Source organism: Halobellus limi (genome assembly GCF_004799685.1).
Taxonomy (GTDB): domain Archaea; phylum Halobacteriota; class Halobacteria; order Halobacteriales; family Haloferacaceae; genus Haloquadratum; species Haloquadratum limi.
Map to the genome: position 1 here is coordinate 1562477 of NZ_CP031311.1, position 19236 is coordinate 1581712.

Consider the following 19236-nt stretch of genomic DNA (forward strand, 5'->3'; position numbering starts at 1 on the left):
ACATCAGATAAGAATTAAAATATGTATATTTATATATTTTTGCAAGGTATTCGTCGTTCAAACGAGGTAGTACATATTCTGCCAGGGATAGCTAGAATAATTCTGTCGCCGTCAGAAGTTAGGTACTTTTTGAAACAAAAAGAGTCTTATTAGAAGCCTCGAAGATTATTTTACTCTAAAATATATTTGACTATTCTCTTTTATTCAGGTACTAGATAACTCTGCCGCCGTAAAGGCTTAAAACAGCGCGTCGGACTCGGGGAGGATCGCTGCGGGTCCGCCGACCTCCCACACGTCCGTGTCGACGCCGACGTCCCCGACCGCCGCCTGCACCGCGTCGACGTGGGCCGCGGTCGTGTTCACGTAGACGCTCGCGCCGGTATCAGTCGAGAAGTACACCGGAATGTCCCTCTCTTCGCGAAGCTCTCGGACGGCGTTGAAGACGGCGATCGTGTCCGGCTGCCAGTAGACCCACCCGGCCGGTCCGGTCATCGTCGTCGCCGTCAGCGACAGCGAGTCGTGTTCGGCCAACTCGAACGCGCGATCGAAGTCGGCCTCGTAGAGCGCGTCCCGCATCGCGTCGATCTGGTGGTGGACGTGTGCCATCCGCGCCTGGAACATGTGGCTCTCCGCCGCCTCGCGGTGCGCCTCTTCGGTCTCCTTGTACGCGGGGACGTGCGCGGCGACGATTCGGAGGTCGTCTTCGAGGTCGGTCTCGATGCGCTCGGAGCGACAGTCCTCGTCGTTCATCCCGGAGTAGAGCTGTGAGAACGCGCCCGTGACCGCGCGGGCGGCCGAGGAGGACCCCCGGCGGGCGATCGTCGAGACCTCCGGACGGGTTTGATCGAGTCCGGCGGCCTCCGCGAGCGCCATCGCCGCCGCGGCGAAGCCGGAGGAGGAAGAACCGAACCCGATGTTCGACGGGAACGAGTTCTCCGATTCGAGCCGGACTGCGTGATCGAAGCCGGCGAGTTCGCGGACGTGCTCGACGACGGCGTCGATCCGCTCCGCGCCGCGACCCTCGACGCGGTCGCCGCCGATGCGGTAGACGTCCTCTCCTCCCCCGGGCAGGAACTCGACGGTCGTCTTCGTGTGACTGGGCGCGGTACAGACGCTGATACTGTCGTGGTACGGAAGTCGCCGCTCCTCGTCGCGCATACCGTGGTACTTGATGAGCCCCTGAATCGGGTGGGCCTTCGCTGTCGCTTTCATACCCTTATGCGAGAGAGACGGTGGGTTAAACGTCCCGAAAAATCAGGGGCCGGCGTCGTCGCCGCCGTCCCGGCGGTCGCCGACCGGTTTTATAACCCGATTCCGACCGCGTACGGCCACGCGGTCCCCGAGAGCGCGAGGAAGACCAGCGCGCCGCCGAGCAGCGCGACGTTCTTCAGGAAGTTCGTCATCTCCGACTGCTGTTGCTCTTCGGGGACCGCCCAGAAGTCGTGCATCGTCGGCGTCGACACGAGCAGGAACAGGGCGATGGCACCGGCAGCCAGGGCGGGATACGCGCCGACGGCGACACCGAGGCCGCCGAACAGGAGCATCCCGCCGCTGAAGAGGACCGCCAGCCGCGGCGCGGGGAGCCCCTTCGCCTCCGCGTACCCGGCCATTCCGTCGACGTTCATAAAGTGGTTCAGTCCCATGAACGCCAGGACCGCCCCGAAGAGCACGCGCCCGAGGAGGAACGCGATGCCGCTCGATCCGGCGTCCAGTTGCAGTACCGTCGTGGAGATATCAGGTATCATCTCGTTAGTTGGTTACGAGAGGAACTGTTATATCATTTCCCGGACTTCGGTGATACCGGGTTACACGCGCGTCACGTAGTGATGAACCGCATACTCCGAACGGGACTCACAACGTAACGACCATTCGGTCGGCGACCGAGTTCCCGCGCTCGGGGACGTCTCCGCCGGTTTCGATCGCGACCGCCGAGGCGGAACGGAGAGACGTCTCCCCCGGACGGCCGGAGACCACCGGGCGGAGAGAACCTCGATACTGTTTGTAGAAATTTACAATCGCTTAAGTACGAAGCGTCCGACGGACCAGTATCGGTCGCGCGTTGCCGGTCGCTCCAGCGCCGCCGGGCGTTCGACAACTCGCGAACAACACGGTAGGTCCCCCTCGATGAAACGCAAACTGCTCGTGATCTTGATCGTCGCATCGCTCCTGGCAAGCGCCGTCCCTGCCACCGGATACCTCACCTCCAACCCCGACATCAGGACCGTCGCGCAGAACCCGACGCTCCAACCGGGTGGCGTCAACGAGGTCGACTTCAAGTTGGTGAACGATCCGGACGGCCCCGACGACGACACGCGGACGGCGCGAAACGTCCGCGTTCGCCCCCGCGACACCGGCCGGATCGACGTCGAGACCAACGAACTGTACGTCCAGTCGCTGGCTGACGGCGTCCCCGCCGAACGCTCGCTCCGGTTGAACGTCCCCTCGGACCTCGAGAGCGGAACGTACCGCATCCCGCTGCGTCTCACCTACGAGTACGACAACGGGGCGGGCAGCGCAGTCGAACGACAGCGCACGATCTATCTCCCGGTCCGCGTCGAACCGGGTCCGCGCTTCTCCGTCGTCGACACCAGTTCGACGGCGACCGTGAACGGCCAGGGAACGCTCGAGGTGACCCTGCAGAACGTCGGGGACTCGGCGGCCAGAGACTCGACGGTCTCGCTCTCCTCGTCGTCGCCGGACGTCACGCTCGGAGCCGGTCAGTCGAGCGCGCGGTACGTCGACGCCTGGGAACGCGGCGAGAACCGGACCTTCGAGTTCGAGACCCGACTCGGCGAGAGCGCGAAGCCCGGGAACTACTCGCTGAGCGCTCAGGTCGACTTCGAGAAGACGAGCGGGACGACCGGATCGAGCGCCAGCCTCGACGTGCCGCTCAGGGCGCTCCCCGAAATGACGTTTGCCGTCTCGGACGTGGACGGTTCGCTCCGGGTCGGTGAGACCGGAACGCTGACCGGGACGGTCACCAACACCGGGCCGATGGCCGCCGACGACGCCGTCGTGACGTTCCAGGACCCGGGGCCGACGGTCACGCCCATCGAGACGTCGGTCGCGGTCGGATCGCTCGCGCCGGGTGAGTCCTCCGAGTTCGCCTTCGACGTCGAGGTGACGAGCAGCGGGAGTTCGGGCCCCCGGCAGTTCGATCTCGGCGTCCGGTACTACGATCAGGACGACAGACAGCGGCAGTCTGACCCGCTCCCGACGCGCGCCGACGTCGGTTCGGAGACCCCCGAGTTCGACGTCGACCCGGTGAACGCGACGTTCACTGCCGGTTCGGGCGACGAGTTCAGCGTCACTGTCACGAACACGCGCGAGCACGCCGTGACCGACGTCTCCGCGAAGATCTACGCCGATTCGCCGCTCTCGACGTCCGACGACGAGGCGTTCGTCGATCGCCTCGAACCCGGTGAGTCCAGGGAGGTCGTCTTCCAGCTCAGCGCCGGCGGTGGCGCGACCGCGAAGACCTACCCGGTGAAGATGGACTTCCAGTACGACGACGACGACGGCGACACCATCGTCTCCGACACGTATCAGGTTCCCGTGGAGGTGACCGAGAGCACCGACGGCGGGCTTCCGATCGTGCCGATCGTCGCCGTCGCTCTGGTCGTCTTGGCCGCCGGCGGGTTCCTCTACTACCGTCGCCGGGGCTGATCGATGGACCTCGACTATCAGCGCTTCGTCGACTGGGCGGACGACAAGATCGTCAACAGCCCGAAGCGGGTGATGCTCACCTTCCTCCTGGTGACGGTGCTTTTCGCCGGCGGGCTGGGGAACGTCTCCACCGAGGCGGGGACCCAGCAGTTCGCCGAGGACATCCCGGCCGCGGACGCGCTCGAACGGATCGAAAACGAGTTCGAACCGCCGTTCAGTCCCGATCCCGGGAGCACCCAGCTCGTCCAGCGCGACCGCAACGTCCTCTCGAAGGGGTCGATGCTCGCGATGCTCAGAGCCCAGCGGGCGCTCGAAGACCGCGACGATATGTACGTCTCCAGCACCTCGTCGGCGGCGGCGGTGGTGGCGCAGACGATCGATCCGGAGGCGACGACGCTCGAACGGCAGATCACCGCGCTCGAACGCGCGACGGGGGCGGACGTCAGACAGGCCGTCCGCGAGAACGCGGACAATCCCCGGTTCACGGGGACGGTGAGCAACGACTTCAACGCGCGGTCCGCGTCGGCGTCGGCGACCATCGGCGTCGTGCAGCACGACCTGCCCGGCGGCGCCGGCGGCGGCACGGCCGGCCAGTCCGGCGACAGCCCGCTGACGCCGATCCAGAACGACGCCCAGCGGATCATCGACGCGGAACTCGACGCCGACATCACCGTCTTCGGAAGCGGGATCATCGCCGACGAGTTCGGCACCGTCATCACGGACTCGCTTCTCATCGTGACGCCCGCGGCCGTCCTCCTGATCGTGGGCTTTCTCGTCGTCGCCTACCGGGACTTACTCGACCTCCTCCTCGGCGTCACCGCGCTGGCGATGGCCGTGATCTGGACGTTCGGCTTCCTCGGGCTGGCGGGTATCCCGTTCAACCAGATCATGATCTCGGTGCCGCCGTTGCTCTTAGCGGTCGGGATCGACTTCGGGATCCACGCGATCAACCGCTACCGCGAGGACCGGGCGACCGGTCTCGGCATCGAGTCGGCGATGCAGCGGGCGACCGATCAGCTGCTCGTCGCCTTCTTCATCGTCACCGGGACGACCGTCATCGGCTTCCTCTCGAATCTCGCCTCGGACCTGCCGCCGATCCGCGACTTCGGCATCGTCGCGGGCGTCGGCATCGTCTTCACGTTCTTCATCTTCGGCATCTTCCTCCCGGCGGCGAAGGTCTGGATGGACCGCCGCCGCGAGGGCTGGCCGATCCCGACGTTCAGCCAGCGCCCGCTGGGCGAGGAGGGGTCGGCGCTCGGCGAGGTGCTCTCCGTCGGCGTGTTCGCCGCCCGGAAGACGCCCGTGCTGCTGCTCGTCGTCGCGCTGCTGTTCAGCGCGGGCGCGGCGGGGTACGCCACCGGCGTCGACACCTCGTTCTCCCAGGAGGACTTCCTCCCGCCCGAGGAGGTCTCGCCGCTCCTGAAGTCGCTGCCGGAGCCGTTCGCGCCGAGCGACTACGGCGTCGTCGGGACGCTGAACTTCCTTGAGGACAAGTTCACGAGCACGCAGGGGGGATCTGTCACCATATACCTCGAGGGCCGTATGGAGAACGACGCGGCCCTCGAACGGATCCACCGCGCGGGCGAGGACCCGCCCTCGGAGTTCGTCACCGACGGAAACCGCCGCGCCGAGTCGACGAGCATCGTGACGATCATCCGAGAGCACGCCGAACGGGATCCGGAGTTCCAGGCGCTCGTCGAGCGCAACGACCGCAACGACAACGGCGTCCCCGACGACAACCTGGATACGATCTACCGCGAACTGGAGGCCTCGTCGTCTGGCGACCGCGCCTCGCAGTACCTGGCCGACGACCGCCGCAGCGCGCGCATCGTGTACACGGTGTCGGCGGACGTCTCAGACCAGGAGGCCGTGGCCGCGGCCGAGGAGGTCTCAGAGCGCTTCCGCGAGGACACGACGCCCACGGGCCAGACGGTCGTCTTCCAGGCGGTCTCCGATCTCATCTTCGAGTCCGCGATCACGAGCCTCGCGCTCGCGCTCGGGCTGACGGTCGTGTTCCTGGTGGTCATCTACTGGGTGCTGGAGGGGCTCCCCTCGCTCGGCGTCGCGAACCTGGCGCCGATCGTCGTCGCGGTCGCGTCGGTCGCGGGGACGATGCGCCTCTTGGGGATCTCCTTTAACGCCTTCACCGCGACGATCCTCTCTCTCACCATCGGGTTGGGCATCGACTACTCGGTCCACGTCGTCCACCGGTTCGTCGACGAGCGCCGCGAGCGCGCGCTGGTCCCCGCGCTCCGGCGGACGGTCATCGGCACCGGCGGCGCGCTCCTGGGCAGTATGGCGACGACGGCGTTCGGCATCGGCGTGCTCGTCCTCGCCGTCCTCTCGGTGCTCGGCCAGTTCGGCGTCCTGACCGCCATCTCGATCGTCTACTCCTTCCTGGCGTCGCTTCTCGTCCTCCCGTCGGCGCTGGTGGTCTGGGACCGCCTCGTCAACGGCGATCCCGACGTGCCGATGGGGTACCCCGCGGCGGACTCGACCGCCGAATCGACGTCCACGGGTCGAATCGACGACGCCGACACGGCCGAGGGGGGAACGCTATGAACGCCACAGTCACGCACGCGATCGACGGGGGGCGACCGTGAACCCGGCCGACGCAGCCGACGTGTCGGACGTCTCCGAGCACGACGCCGTCGCCGCGCTCGAACGCCTCGGGCTGTCGAACTACGCGGCGCGCGTGTTCGTGGCGCTCCAGCGCCTCGGCGTCGGGACGGCCAGGCAGATCCACGAGGACACCGAGGTCCCCCGCTCGCAGGTGTACGGCGCGGCGGAGGAACTCACCGACCTCGGCCTCGTCGAACTCCAGCAGTCGACGCCGAAGCGCTACCGGCCGGTCGACCTCGACACGGCCCGGCGGCAGCTCGCCGAGGCGCTGAAATCCGAGGCCGACCGGGCCTTCTCGTTCCTCAGAGCGCAGCGCAGCGCTCGCAGCGAGCGCGAGACGCGCGACGACGTGTGGACCACGCGCGGACGCGAACCGATCAACGGCCGCGTCACCGAACTTGCCAGGCAGGCGACCGACACCGTGTTGTTCGCGGCCCCCGACCCGGCGTTCGTCCCCGACGATCTGATCGCGGTGCTCGAAGCGCGCGTCGACGACGGCGTGTCAGTTCGCGTCGTAAGCGAGAGTCCGGCGGTCAGAGAGACGTTCTCGGACGTCGCCGGCGTCGAGGTGGACGCGGCGATGGACTCCCAGCCGATGGAGTACACCGGTCGGGTCCTCCTGGTCGACGATCGGGCCGTCCTGCTGTCGGCCGTGTCGCCGACGGAAGCCGCCGAGGAGACGGCCATCTGGTCCGCCGACACGGCGATGGCGGACATCCTCGTGCGGGCGATCGCCGGCAACATCGACTCGTTCGTCCGCGACGGGGACGCCCCGGCGTGAGCTATCGTACCGTTTGCAAGTCTTCGCCCACACGATCGCGCGACGACGTGCGATCGGATGTGCGACCGGTTGCAAGCGCTACTACACTTCCGGCGACGCTCACCAGCGGACCTCGAACCCGGACTCGGCCTCCGGCTCCTCGTAGGTCACGTCGACGTCCTCGACGGACGCCGCCGGACTTCCCGTGTGACACCACTCGATCAGCTCCTCGACGGCCGGTTCCGGCCCCTCGAAGACCGCCTCCACGCGACCGTCGTCGAGGTTTCGGACCCAGCCGTCGACGTCGCGGTCGCGGGCCGCGTCCCGCGTCGACGCCCGGTAGTAGACGCCCTGGACGGTTCCGCTGACGAAGACGTGCGCTCTGATGCGGTCGTCGCTCATCCCGGGACGACGTACGCGAGTCGACCGAAAGAGCGTGTCGGCTCGGCGGGTCCGGTCTGTGGATTTCTGTTGGAAAATATAACCTATTAGTCTCCTCTTTTTTCATATAGACTGACAATTACAATACCCCGAACCGCTGTCTTATGCTCCCAGAATGGCCACCCGCGACATCGGCGCTACGCTCCGAGAGAGAAGTGAACGCTCCACCCAGGCAGACGTCGTATTCTCGGCCCTGAGCAACCGCCGTCGACGACTGGCCGTTTCCGTGCTGCAGGAGGCAGACGCCCCCCTGGACATCGGCACGCTCTCGACGCGGATCGCCGCCCGGGAAAACGACGTTGATCCCGCCGCCGTCACTCACCGGCAGCGAAAGAGCGTCTACACCTCCCTCCACCAGAACCACCTCCCGAAGCTCGCCGACACCGGCTTCGTCGCCGCGGAACGCGAGTGGGTGGACATCCGCCTCACGGACCGGGCCGATGTCCTCGAATCGCACCTCCGACCGACCGATCAGTCGCCGCGTTCCTACTGGCCGGTGGCGCTCGCGACTGGCATCTGCACGACCGCGGCCGTCGCCCTCTTTCCCGGGTCCACGCTTCCGGGCGTCGCGGGTGCGGTCCTCGCGACGCTGTCGGTGACCCTCGTCTGTCTGGTCGCCTTCTGACCGTTCTTGGAGAATCGGGGCGCAGGCTCGCGTCGAACGTGTAACGGAGACCTGTCAGTCAGTTATAGAGACGCTATCGGGGTTAATGCGAGGCTTTCTCACGCGGTATCCCGCCAATACTCACGGTACATATCGGTCTATCTGCAGTCAGCCCCGGTCGACCGTACCTGTCCCCGGGGAGACACGTATGTACGACTCAGATAGACGCCCCTCCGACAGCGTATCGATATGACAGACAAGACACGAATACGGCTGTTAGCGGTGCTTGCGGCGATGTTTATGATCACGTCACCGATGGCCGGCGTCGCCGGCGCGTCTGCCGTCAGTGACGCTGGGATGTCGCACGCGGTTGGATCGGACCAGGTGAAGCAGCCACAGCTCGATCCGCCAATACCGGATGACAGCGCAGACGCCGCATCCCAGACAGAGACACAACAACGGGCCATCCAACCGGTAGAGGAACAGGCCGCTATACAGACCAGTGGAGAATTGGCCGAGATACAACCGTCAGGGTTCGATAAAGAGACGGTACTCTCCGGGTTGAACCAGCCCACAGCAACCACGTTCCTGCCGGACGGCCGAATGCTCCTCTTACAGAAGGGCGGCGAGGTGCTGATCGTCAACCCGGACACTGGGGCGACCTCTCCGTATATGTCGATCACAGACCTCGACACCGCCGGTGAGGAGGGGCTGATCGACATCACGCTCGATCCGAACTTCCAGCAGAACAACTACATCTACATCTATTACACGCCCGAATCCAGTGGTAAGAACCGAATCGCTCGGTTCACTCACCAGGAGAACGGCGGTGGCCTCCAGAGCACCGCGGATCCGTCGAGCGAGTTCGTGGTCTGGGAGGACAACAGCGAACGAAAGAGTAACTATCACCACGGTGGTGGCCTCGACTTCGGCCCCGACGGGAAACTCTACCTGACCATCGGGGAGGAGGTCGATGGAAACCAAGCACAGGACCTGACCGAGGCCGGCGGCTCCGTAATCCGCGTCAATAAGGACGGAACGATCCCGCAGGACAACCCGTTCGTCGACGGTCCCGGTGGAAACGTCGACGCGATCTGGGCGTACGGCCTGCGCAACCCCTTCCGTGCGGAGTGGGACCTCCAAGCAGAGAATCCGCGCTACTACATCGCCGAGGTCGGTGGGAACGATCAGGCCACCGCTCAGGAGGACCTCCACATCGGCGAGAAGGGCGCCAACTACGGCTGGCCCGATTGCGAAGGTGCGTGTGATAACCCCGATTACACCGACGCGCTGTACACCTACTCACACGAGGGATCCGGCGCCTCGATCACCGGAGGCGTCGTCTACCACGGTGACCAATTCCCCAGCCAGTACGAGGGGACCTACTTCTTCGCCGACTACGTCCGCGGCTGGATGAAGTACCTCACCTTCGACAGCTCCGGAGAGGTCCAGAGCGTCAACACGTTCGACGACAACGCCGGGGCGGTCGTCGAGATCGACCAGGGACCGGACGGGTCGCTGTACTACCTCGACATCGCCTCCGGAACGCTCCAGAAGGTCTCCTACGACGCGACGACCGACGCTGAACCGACGCTCGACTCCATCGGAACTACGTTCGTCGACGAAGGCCAGACGAAACAGGTCACGGTCAGCGCGTCCGACGCGGACGGCGACCCGCTGACGCTGTCCGCCGAGAACCTCCCGGGATTCGCCTCGTTCACCGACAACGGCGACGGCACGGGCACGCTCACGCTCGCCCCGCAGTCGGGTGAGGCCGGCCAGTACCAGGCGACTGTCTCCGTCAGCGACGGCGACGACACTGACAGCGAGACGTTCACGATCTCCGTCCTCGAACCGGGTATGGATCAGGTCGCCTACCGGGTCCACGCGGGGGCTGGAACGATCGCGGCGGTTGATAACGGACCCGACTGGGAGTCGGACACGACGTATATGCAGACCCTCGGTGACACGTCTGACTGGTCGGGCACGACCTACACCGTCGACGACTCGGTCCCGGCGAGCACGCCCGACGCCGTCTTCGAGACGGAACGCTGGCCCTCGTCCGGGTCGACTATCGAGTACGATTTCCCCGTCACGCAGGGTGAGACCTACGAGGTCCGCCTGTACTTCATCGAGCAGTACAGCGAGGCCCAGGACGTCGGCGATCGGGTTATGGACGTCTCACTGGAGGGTCAGACGGTCCTGAACGACTACGACATCGTCGCCGACGCCGGCTACAAGACGGGCACGATGCAGAACTTCACCGTCACAGCCAGCGACGGGACGCTCGACCTCTCGTTCGACCAGGACGGCGGGACCCACAACCCGCTGATGTACGGCGTCGAGATCGTCAAGCAGAGTCCCGACAACGACCAGCCGACGGCGTCGTTCACCTACTCGCCGTCCGATCCCACGACGGGCGAGTCGGTGAGCTTCGACGCCGCGGGATCGAGCGACTCCGACGGCTCGATCCAGAGCTACGACTGGGATTTCGACGGTGACGGGACGACCGACGCGACGGGCGAGAGCGTGTCGCACACGTTCGCTTCGAGCGGTGATCAGACGGTCGAACTCACGGTGACCGACGACGGCGGCGCGACCGCGACGGCGACCCAGACGGTGAGCGTCTCCTCGACTCAGCAGGGACAGCAGGTGCTCTACCGCGTGAGCGCCGGTGGGCCGGAGATCGCGGTCCAGAACGGCCCCGACTGGGAGAGCGACAACGGAACCGCGCCAAGCCAATACCGGGTCGGCGGCGGTGACGGTGCCACGGACTGGAACTCGTTCACGCCCGATCCCCCGCTGCAGTACGACGTCGGCTCCGCGGTCCCGGCGAGCACGCCGGACGCCGTCTTCGAGTACGAACGATACGGCAACGACGGATCCGTCGATTGGGAGTTCCCGGTCACGCAGGGTGAGACCTACGAGGTCCGCCTGTACTTCATCGAGCAGTACAGCGAAGCCAACGGCACCGGCGAACGCGTGATGGACGTCTCGATGGAGGGCCAGACGGTCCTGAACGACTACGACGTCGTCGCCGAAGTCGGCTACAAGAACGCGACGATGAAGTCCTTCGAGGTGACCGCCGACGACGGAAACCTCGATATCTCCGTCGCCCAGGACGGCGGGGACCACAACCCCAACGTCTTCGGCGTCGAAGTGATCCAACCGGGTACCGACGGCGCGAACCAACCGCCCGAGGCGACCATCGACGCGCCCGCCGACGGGTCGTTATTCCAGGCTGGCGACACCATTAACTTCTCCGGGTCGGCGACCGATCCGGAGGACGGCACGCTCTCGGGAACGGACCTCGAGTGGACCGTTCGGTTCCTCCACAACGAGCACTGGCACCCGTACCTGGACTCGGTGTCCGGTTCCAGCGGGAGTTTCACCGTTCCGACGAGTGGCCACGACTTCCACGACGATACGGCGTACCAGATCAACCTTACGGCAACTGACTCCCAGGGCGCCACCGACACCGAGACGGTAGTCGTCGAACCGGACAAGGTCGATCTCACCTTCGACACCCAGCCGAGCGGGTTAGAGATCGATATCGACAGCATACCGCACACCACCCCCCAGGTCCACGACTCGCTCATCGGCTTCGAGCACACCGTCTCCGCGCCGCAGACGCAGTGTATGGACGGGACGGAGTACCAGTTCGAGGGCTGGTCCGATGGGGGCGCGGCCCAGCACACGATCACGGTCCCGAACTCGGACACGACGTACACGGCGAATTACACCGCTGTCGGTCCGTGTGACGGTGGAGACAGTACGATCGCTCAGGCCGTGGCGAGCCAGAACGCGCCGGCCGACCAGATCGATCTCCAGGAGATCCAACTCGCGATCAACTGGTGGTCGACCAGCGCGGAAGTGCCGAACACCGGCGGGGAGACCATCTCCCTCCAAGAGATTCAACAGCTCATCAACGCATGGTCGACCAGCGCGACCGTCGGTGACGGCGGTGACGGGAACCAGGCCCCGGATGCCGCGTTCACCGTATCGCCGTCCGATCCCGCGACGGACGAGCAGGTGAGCTTCGACGCCTCGGGGTCGAGCGACTCCGACGGCGCGATCGCGAGCTACGAGTGGGACTTCGGCGACGGGACCACCGCCACCGGCGCGTCTCCCTCGCACGCCTACGACAGCGCGGGCACGTACACGGTGACGCTCACCGTGACCGACGACGACGGCGCGATCGATACGACGACCCAGCAGGTGACGGTCTCCGCGCCGCATACCCAGTATGTGGTCTACCGGCTGAACGCCGGTAACTCCTCGGTTCCTGCCGTCGACGACGGGCCGGACTGGGAGAACGACACCGAGTATCTCCAGGCGGCGGGTCAGCAATCGACGCCCGATACGTGGGGCGCGAACTACTCGGTTGGGAACGCCGTTCCCGATTCCACACCCGACGCCATCTTCGAGAGCGAGCGGTGGACGGACGCTGGACCGATCGACTACGACATCCCGGTGACTGCCGGCGAGACCTACGAGGTCCGCCTGTACTTTATCGAACAGTGGAGCCAGGCGCAGAACTCCGGTGATCGGGTGATGGACGTCTCAATGGAGGGCCAGACGGTGCTGAACGACTACGACACCGTCGCCGAGGTCGGCTACAAGAACGCCACGATGGAGACTATCGAGGTGACTCCCCAGGACGGGGCCCTCGACCTCACGCTCACGCAGGACGGTGGCTCCGCGAAACCGTTCGTTTACGGTATCGAGATCCTGACCGAGGGCGGCGAGCAGGTGAACCAGCCGCCGACAGCCGGCTTCCACGTCCACGATCCGGTGGCCGGCCAGTCGGCCACGTACCACTCCGAGTCGACCGACTCGGACGGCTCGATCCAGAGTTACGAGTGGGACTTCGACGGTGACGGAACCTTCGAGGAGTCGACGACGAACGCCCAGATCCAGCACACGTTCGATTCGGGCGGCGACTACGACGTGACGCTGAAAGTCACCGACGACGACGGCGCGACCGACACGGCAACCCAGACCGTGACCGTCGCCAGTCAGTCGTCTGAGCAGATCATCTACCGGGTCAATACCGGCGGTCCGGAACTGCAGGCGACCGACGGCGGTCCGAACTGGGCGGTCGACAACGCGACCGACGGAAGCCAGAGCCCGTACCTGGTCGGCGACGGTGACGTGACGGTCCACGATACGCAGTTCAACGTCACAGACAGCGTGCCGCAGTCGACCCCCGACCAGATTTTCGTCACCGAGCGCTACGTCGACCAGCAGATGTCGTGGGACTTCCCGGCGACCGCCGGCGAGACCTACGAGGTCCGGCTGTACTACATCGAACAGTGGGACCCCAACGCGCAAGAAGGCGCCCGCATCTTCGACGTGGCCGCCGAGGGCCAGACGGTCCAGAACGACTACGACGTGATGGCCGACGTCGGCTTCGACAACGCGACGATGAAGAGCTTCACCGTCACGGCCGACGATGGAACCCTCGACATCGACTTCTCGCAGGACGGCGGGGGCGCGTACCCGCTGATCTACGGCATCGAGATCATCCAGCAGGGTGACGGCGGGAACGTCCCGCCGACGGCCTCGTTCTCCGCGTCGACCACGTCGGCTTCTTCCGGCCAGTCGATATCGTTCGACGCGAGCGGATCGAACGACCCTGACGGGGCGATCCAGAGCTACGCGTGGGACTTCGACGGCGACGGCACCACCGACACCACCGGTCCCACGGCCTCGCACGCCTTCTCGAACGTCGGCACCTACACGGTCGAACTAACGGTCACGGACGACGGTGGTGCGACCGCGATGGCCACCGAGCAGATATCCGTCACGGAGCCGTCGGACGGAACGTTCCAGACCGAGCAGATGACCAGCGGCCTCGACCAGCCCGTCGCGATGGAGGTCCTGCCGGACGATCGGATGCTCATCCTTGAGCGCGGCGGCGACGTCCTCATCGCCGAGGAGCAGGGGAGCTCCCTCTCGACCTCGGAGTACCTGTCGTTGTCGAGCGTCAGTACGAACGGCGAGCAGGGCCTTCTGGGCGTGACCATCGACCCCGACTTCCAATCGAACGGGTACGTCTACCTCTACTACACGAACGAGAACACGGACACGAACCAGATCTCGCGGGTCGTCCACCAAGAGAACGGCGGCGGCCTGCAGAGCACGGCCGATCCCACGACCGAGACGAAAATCTGGAACAGTTCGATCCAAGGCGATGCCACGTACCACCACGGAGGCGGGCTCGACTTCGGACCCGACGGGAAACTGTACCTTTCCACCGGGGAGCAGTTTACGGCCTCCCGAGCACAGGACCTGAGTTCGACCGGAGGCAAGATCATTCGGATCAACAAGGACGGCTCGATCCCGTCCGATAACCCGTACGTCGACGACGGCGATCCGAATACCCGCGGTGACATCTGGGCTTCCGGGCTGCGCAACCCCTTCCGTGCGGAGTGGGACCACCAGACCGACCGGTTTTTCGTCGCCGAAGTCGGTCTGGACACCGCCGAGGACATCCACCTCGGGAAGAAGGGGGCCAACTACGGCTGGCCCGACTGTGAAGGCGAGTGCAGCGATCCGGCCTACGACGATCCGATCTACACGTACGGCCACGACGTCGGTGGATCAATCACCGGCGGTGACTTCTATCGCGGATCTCAGTTCCCCAGCGAGTACGAGGGTGCGTACTTCTACGGTGACTACGTCGCCGGCTGGATCAAGTACCTGACTTTCGACTCGGACGGAAACGTCACCGGAAGCTACGACTTCAAGAGCGACGCGAACAACGTCGTCGAGATCGACCAGGGCCCCGACGGGTCGCTCTACTACATCGATATCACCGGTTCGATCCACCGCGTCTCCTTCCAGCCCGCCGAGGAGGGAAGTGCCAGCCTTTCGCTCAACGAGGGCAACAGCAACATCGACACGAGCACCTGGAAGAGCGGCGCAGTCGAGATCGAAAACACCGGCGACAAGCAGATCGAGTCGGTGACGTTCGACCTCTCGACCGCCGCTATGCCCGATATCGTCTTCGGGCCACTGACCGACAGTGGGACACCCGGCAACGCGGTCAAGGACGCCTCGGGCGCGGGTGGATTCCAGACGTCGTACAGCGAGCCGCACGACGGCAACCCCGACGACGGCTACGATCAGCTGACGTTCACCTACGATGACTTCCAGCCTGGCGAAACGTTCACCGTCTCGCTGGACACCGACGCCCTGAGCGTCAAGGGCGCGACGCCGATCCAGCAGGGACTCGAGATTTCCGGTCTCGAAACGACGGGGACCACCGTCACTATCGAGTACGCCGATGGAACGACGCAGACGACGACGCCGTTCAGCGACGGTAGCGCGGCTGGCGCTGTCGCAACTGCGAAATCGGACGTGCCGGCGGCACCGAGTCTCGGTGTCGAGGAAGTGACGCTGGACGGGGGGGCGCTCGACGCTCGACACAGCGCGGCGACCGTCGCCTCGGCCCAGCAGACCGTCGAGGTCAGTGGGGAGCCCAACTCGACCGTTCGAGTGCTTCGCTTCGAAGGTGAACTCAACCTCGAAGACGTGAGCGGCTACGACCTCGAATCCTACGAGGCGAATCGGATCCTGAACTTCGACGAACAGACGGTCACCCTCGACGAGAACGGTGAGGCGACCGTCGACGTGACGCTCTCGAACAGCAGCGCGGCCGGCGGCCTCAACTACATCGTCGCGGTGGGCGAGGACGCGCAGGGCGACACCGGACTCACGTCGGACCCGATCGTCCTTGATTACGACCCCGACGCCGCTCAGCCGTCGGGCGGCGAGGCGACAGTCGCCATCACGACGACCGAGGCGGCCTTCCCGGAGGGGATGGTCACGCTGCAGGACGCGACCACCTATTTCGAGGACTCGGTCCAGATCACCAACACCGGCGACCAGCAGATCGAGTCGCTCACCATCGACAAGAGCACGTCGCTGATCGAGAATATGGTCTACGATCCGACCGGGTGTGCCGGTGACGGCGGGTGCAACCCCGGCGCTACCGACATCCGGATCGTGAATGAGAACGGCGCTGTTCTGACCAGCCACGAGTTCCAGAAGCCGGTCAACGGCGTCGACGGAACCGACGGGTACAAGGCGTTGCATATGAAGTTCGACGACTTCGACCCCGGTGAGACGGTCACCTACGCGTCCGACGGCGACCCGAACACCATCAAGGGCGGCGGCGGCCAGCAGTCTGTTCTCGCCGGCCCCGAGTCCGGCATCGATCTCACGGGCACGACCGTCACCGCGTCGTTCGCCGACGGCACGACTGCGTCCTCGGGCACCTTCAACGAGGGCAGTCTCGCCGGCTCGACCGGCGTCGCGCGAGCGAACGCCCCTGACGCACCCAGCATCGACGCGCAGAACCTGACCCTCCAGGCGACGACCCTCTCGGACAGACACACCGCCGCGACCGTCGCCGACGCCGACCAGACCATCGAGATCAGCGGCCCGCCCGGCGAGACGGTGCGGCTGATGCACGCGGAGGCGACGCTCCTGCTGGAGGACGTTCCGACCTACGACGGCACGCCGGGCTACGACATCGAACCCTACGAGGCGAACAATGTCGAGAACTACACGATCACGGACGTCCAAATCGACCAGAACGGTGAGGCCACCGTCGACGCAACGCTCACCAACCTGACTGGTGAGCTGACCTCGCCCGCGGACAAGAGCGGGTTCAACTACTTCGTCGCCACCGTTCAGGGCGACGACGGCCACGCGGGGACGGCCTCGAACGTGGTCATCCTGAAGCTAGAGGAAGGCTCGCAAACGCCCAGCATCCAGCCGGTCGACGACCAGTTCCTCACCGAGGGCGACTCGACGACCGTAACGGTCGAGGCGACCGATCCCAACGGTGACGCGCTGACGCTGTCGGCGTCGAACCTCCCGGACTTCGCGAGCTTCACCGACAACGGCGACGGCACGGGAACGCTGACGTTATCGCCGCAGACCGATGACGCGGGGAACTACGACCTCACGCTGTCGGCCTCCGACGGCGAGCACACGACGACCCAGCAGGTGACCGTCGGCGTGAGCGAACCCGGTGCCGACCAGGTCGTCCACCGCCTGCACGCAGGGAGCGGCACGATCAGTGCGATCGACGGCGGCCCTGACTGGGGATCGGATTCCCAGTATATGACGACGGCGGGAGATACGTCAGACTGGACGGGTACGACCTACACGGTCGGACCCTCGGTCCCGGCGAGTACTCCCGACGCCGTGTTCGAGACGGAGCGCTACCCCACCGGCGGGAGCACGATTGACTACGACTTGCCGGTTACCCAAGGTGAGACCTACGAGGTCCGTCTGTACTTCATCGAACAGTACAGCGATACGCAGAACCCCGGTGATCGGGTGTTCGACGTCACGATCGACGGCCAGACGGTGCTGAACGACTACGACGTCGTCGCCGACGTCGGCTACAAGAACGCGACGATGGAGTCCTTCGAGGTGACCGCCGACGACGGGACTTTGGATCTCTCGTTCTCGCAGGCGAGTGGCGCCTCTCCGTTTATGTACGGAGTCGAAGTCGTGAAATCGGGGGCCAGTAACCAGGCCCCGAACGCCTCGTTAACTGCCTCGTCCACGTCCGTTGAGACCAGCCAAACCGTCGACTTCGACGCGGCCGGATCGAGCGACCCCGACGGGTCGATCGCGAGCTACGAGTGGGACTTCGACGACGGGACCACGGCCACGGGTCCGACCCCCTCGCACAGCTACGACAGCGCGGGTACCTACACCGTCGAAGTGACCGTCACCGACGACGGCGGTGCGACCGACACCGCCACCACGACGGTCACGGTCACCGAGTCGACGACGTCGTCGATCCTCTACCGTCTGAACGCCGGCGGTCCGGAGATCGCGGCGATCGACGGCGGCCCCGACTGGGAGAGCGACAACACCACCCAGCCGAGCCAGCACATCATCGACGACGGCAGTGTGGGCACGACAAACTGGCTGACGTTCGAGAACGGGCCGCTGAACTACGATGTCGGGGCGGCAGTTCCCGCGAGCACGCCGGACGCCGTCTTCGAGTACGAACGGTACGCCACCGACGACGAACTGGCGTACTCGTTCCCGGTCACGCAGGGCGAGACCTACGAGGTCCGCCTGTACTACATCGAACAGTACGAATCGGCGAACGGATCGTCTGACCGCGTGATAGACGTGACGGTGGAGGGGCAGACGGTACTCAACGACTACGACACCTCCAACGAGGTCGGATTCAAGAACGGGACGATGGAGAGCGCAGAGGTCACTGCCGACGACGGCACGCTTGACCTCACGATCGCCGACGTCAGCGACGAAAACAGCGCGAATCTCTTCGCTATTGAAGTGCTGGAAGCGACCGGTGGGGCGGCGAATCAGGCACCGAACGCGTCGGTCACCGCGTCGGCGACGGATGTCGAGACCGGCGAATCGATCGACTTCGACGCGTCGGCATCGAGCGATCCCGACGGCTCGATCGCGAGCTACGAGTGGGACTTTGACGGCGACGGGACGACCGACGCCACGGGCGCACAGGCGTCGCACGCCTTCCAGAGCGCCGGCACCTATCAGGTGAACCTCACCGTCACGGACGATGCCGGCGCGACCGCCTCGGCTCAGCAGACCATCTCGGTCAGCGAACCGGCGTCGTCGAACGTCGTCTACCGGGTCAACACGGGTGGCTCGGAGGTTTCGGTCTCCGACGAACCGAACTGGGAGAACGACTCGAGCTACCTCCTCACCAACGGGGGAGTGACAACCCACGACACCCAGTTCAATGTCACCGACAGCGTCCCGACGGGGACGTCTGAGCAGATCTTCGTCACCGAGCGGTGGCCGTCCTCCGGTTCCACCCTCGACTACGAGTTCTCGGTGACGCAGGGTGAGACCTACGAGGTCCGGCTGTACTTCATCGAGCAGTGGGCCCCCAATGACCAGGAAGGGACGCGGATCTTCGACGTCACCGCCGAGGGCCAGACGGTCCTGAACGACTATGACATTATGACCGACGTGGGCTTCGACAATGCGACGATGAAGTCCTTCGAGGTGACCGCCGACGACGGCACCCTCGACATCTCGCTCACGAAGGACGGCGGGAGTGCCAATCCGTTCGTGTACGGAATCGAGATCGTCGAGAAGGAGAGTTGATAGT

The 19236-nt window shown here is 65.3% G+C and carries 8 protein-coding genes; 5 read left to right on the plus strand and 3 right to left on the minus strand.

Annotation, left to right across the window (positions count from 1 at the left end; genetic code table 11):
* Positions 1-237: 237 nt before the first annotated feature.
* Positions 238-1212 carry a phosphomevalonate decarboxylase MvaD gene (gene mvaD / locus DV707_RS07860; protein WP_103992023.1) on the minus strand — a complete coding sequence of 325 codons (975 nt, stop codon included), beginning with the start codon at positions 1210-1212 and terminating at the stop codon, positions 238-240.
* A gap of 89 nt (positions 1213-1301) precedes the next feature.
* Entirely contained in the window at positions 1302-1745 is a 444-nt protein-coding gene (locus DV707_RS07865; RefSeq protein WP_103992024.1) for a DoxX family protein, read from the minus strand.
* A 379-nt stretch (positions 1746-2124) separates the two neighbouring features.
* Between DV707_RS07865 and DV707_RS07870 the strand changes: the two genes are divergently transcribed.
* Genes DV707_RS07870 through DV707_RS07880 form a run of 3 tightly spaced genes read left to right on the plus strand, consistent with a single transcriptional unit; the run spans position 2125 to position 7069 of the window.
* Positions 2125-3666, plus strand: a complete 1542-nt coding sequence (locus DV707_RS07870; protein ID WP_103992025.1) for a COG1361 S-layer family protein — start codon at positions 2125-2127, stop codon at positions 3664-3666.
* 3 nt (positions 3667-3669) lie between these two features.
* A complete protein-coding gene (locus tag DV707_RS07875; RefSeq protein WP_103992026.1) occupies positions 3670-6228 on the plus strand; it encodes an efflux RND transporter permease subunit in 2559 nt (852 codons plus the stop codon).
* A gap of 37 nt (positions 6229-6265) precedes the next feature.
* Positions 6266-7069, plus strand: coding sequence for a TrmB family transcriptional regulator (locus DV707_RS07880; RefSeq protein WP_103992027.1), 804 nt, complete (start codon positions 6266-6268; stop codon positions 7067-7069).
* Positions 7070-7168: 99 nt separating this feature from the next.
* On the opposite strand, the gene DV707_RS07885 is transcribed toward DV707_RS07880, so the two are convergent.
* Positions 7169-7450 (minus strand): acylphosphatase, encoded by a 282-nt coding sequence (locus DV707_RS07885; protein ID WP_103992028.1) that lies wholly within the window; start codon positions 7448-7450, stop codon positions 7169-7171.
* 265 nt (positions 7451-7715) lie between these two features.
* On the opposite strand from DV707_RS07885, the gene DV707_RS07890 reads away from it, so the two are divergent.
* Together DV707_RS07890 and DV707_RS18955 are read left to right on the plus strand one after the other, a co-directional pair.
* On the plus strand, positions 7716-8114 hold the full coding sequence (locus DV707_RS07890) for a DUF7344 domain-containing protein (RefSeq protein WP_136361823.1): 399 nt from the start codon (positions 7716-7718) through the stop codon (positions 8112-8114).
* A gap of 582 nt (positions 8115-8696) precedes the next feature.
* A complete protein-coding gene (locus DV707_RS18955) occupies positions 8697-19232 on the plus strand; it encodes a malectin domain-containing carbohydrate-binding protein (RefSeq protein WP_275046272.1) in 10536 nt (3511 codons plus the stop codon).
* Positions 19233-19236 lie beyond the last annotated feature (4 nt).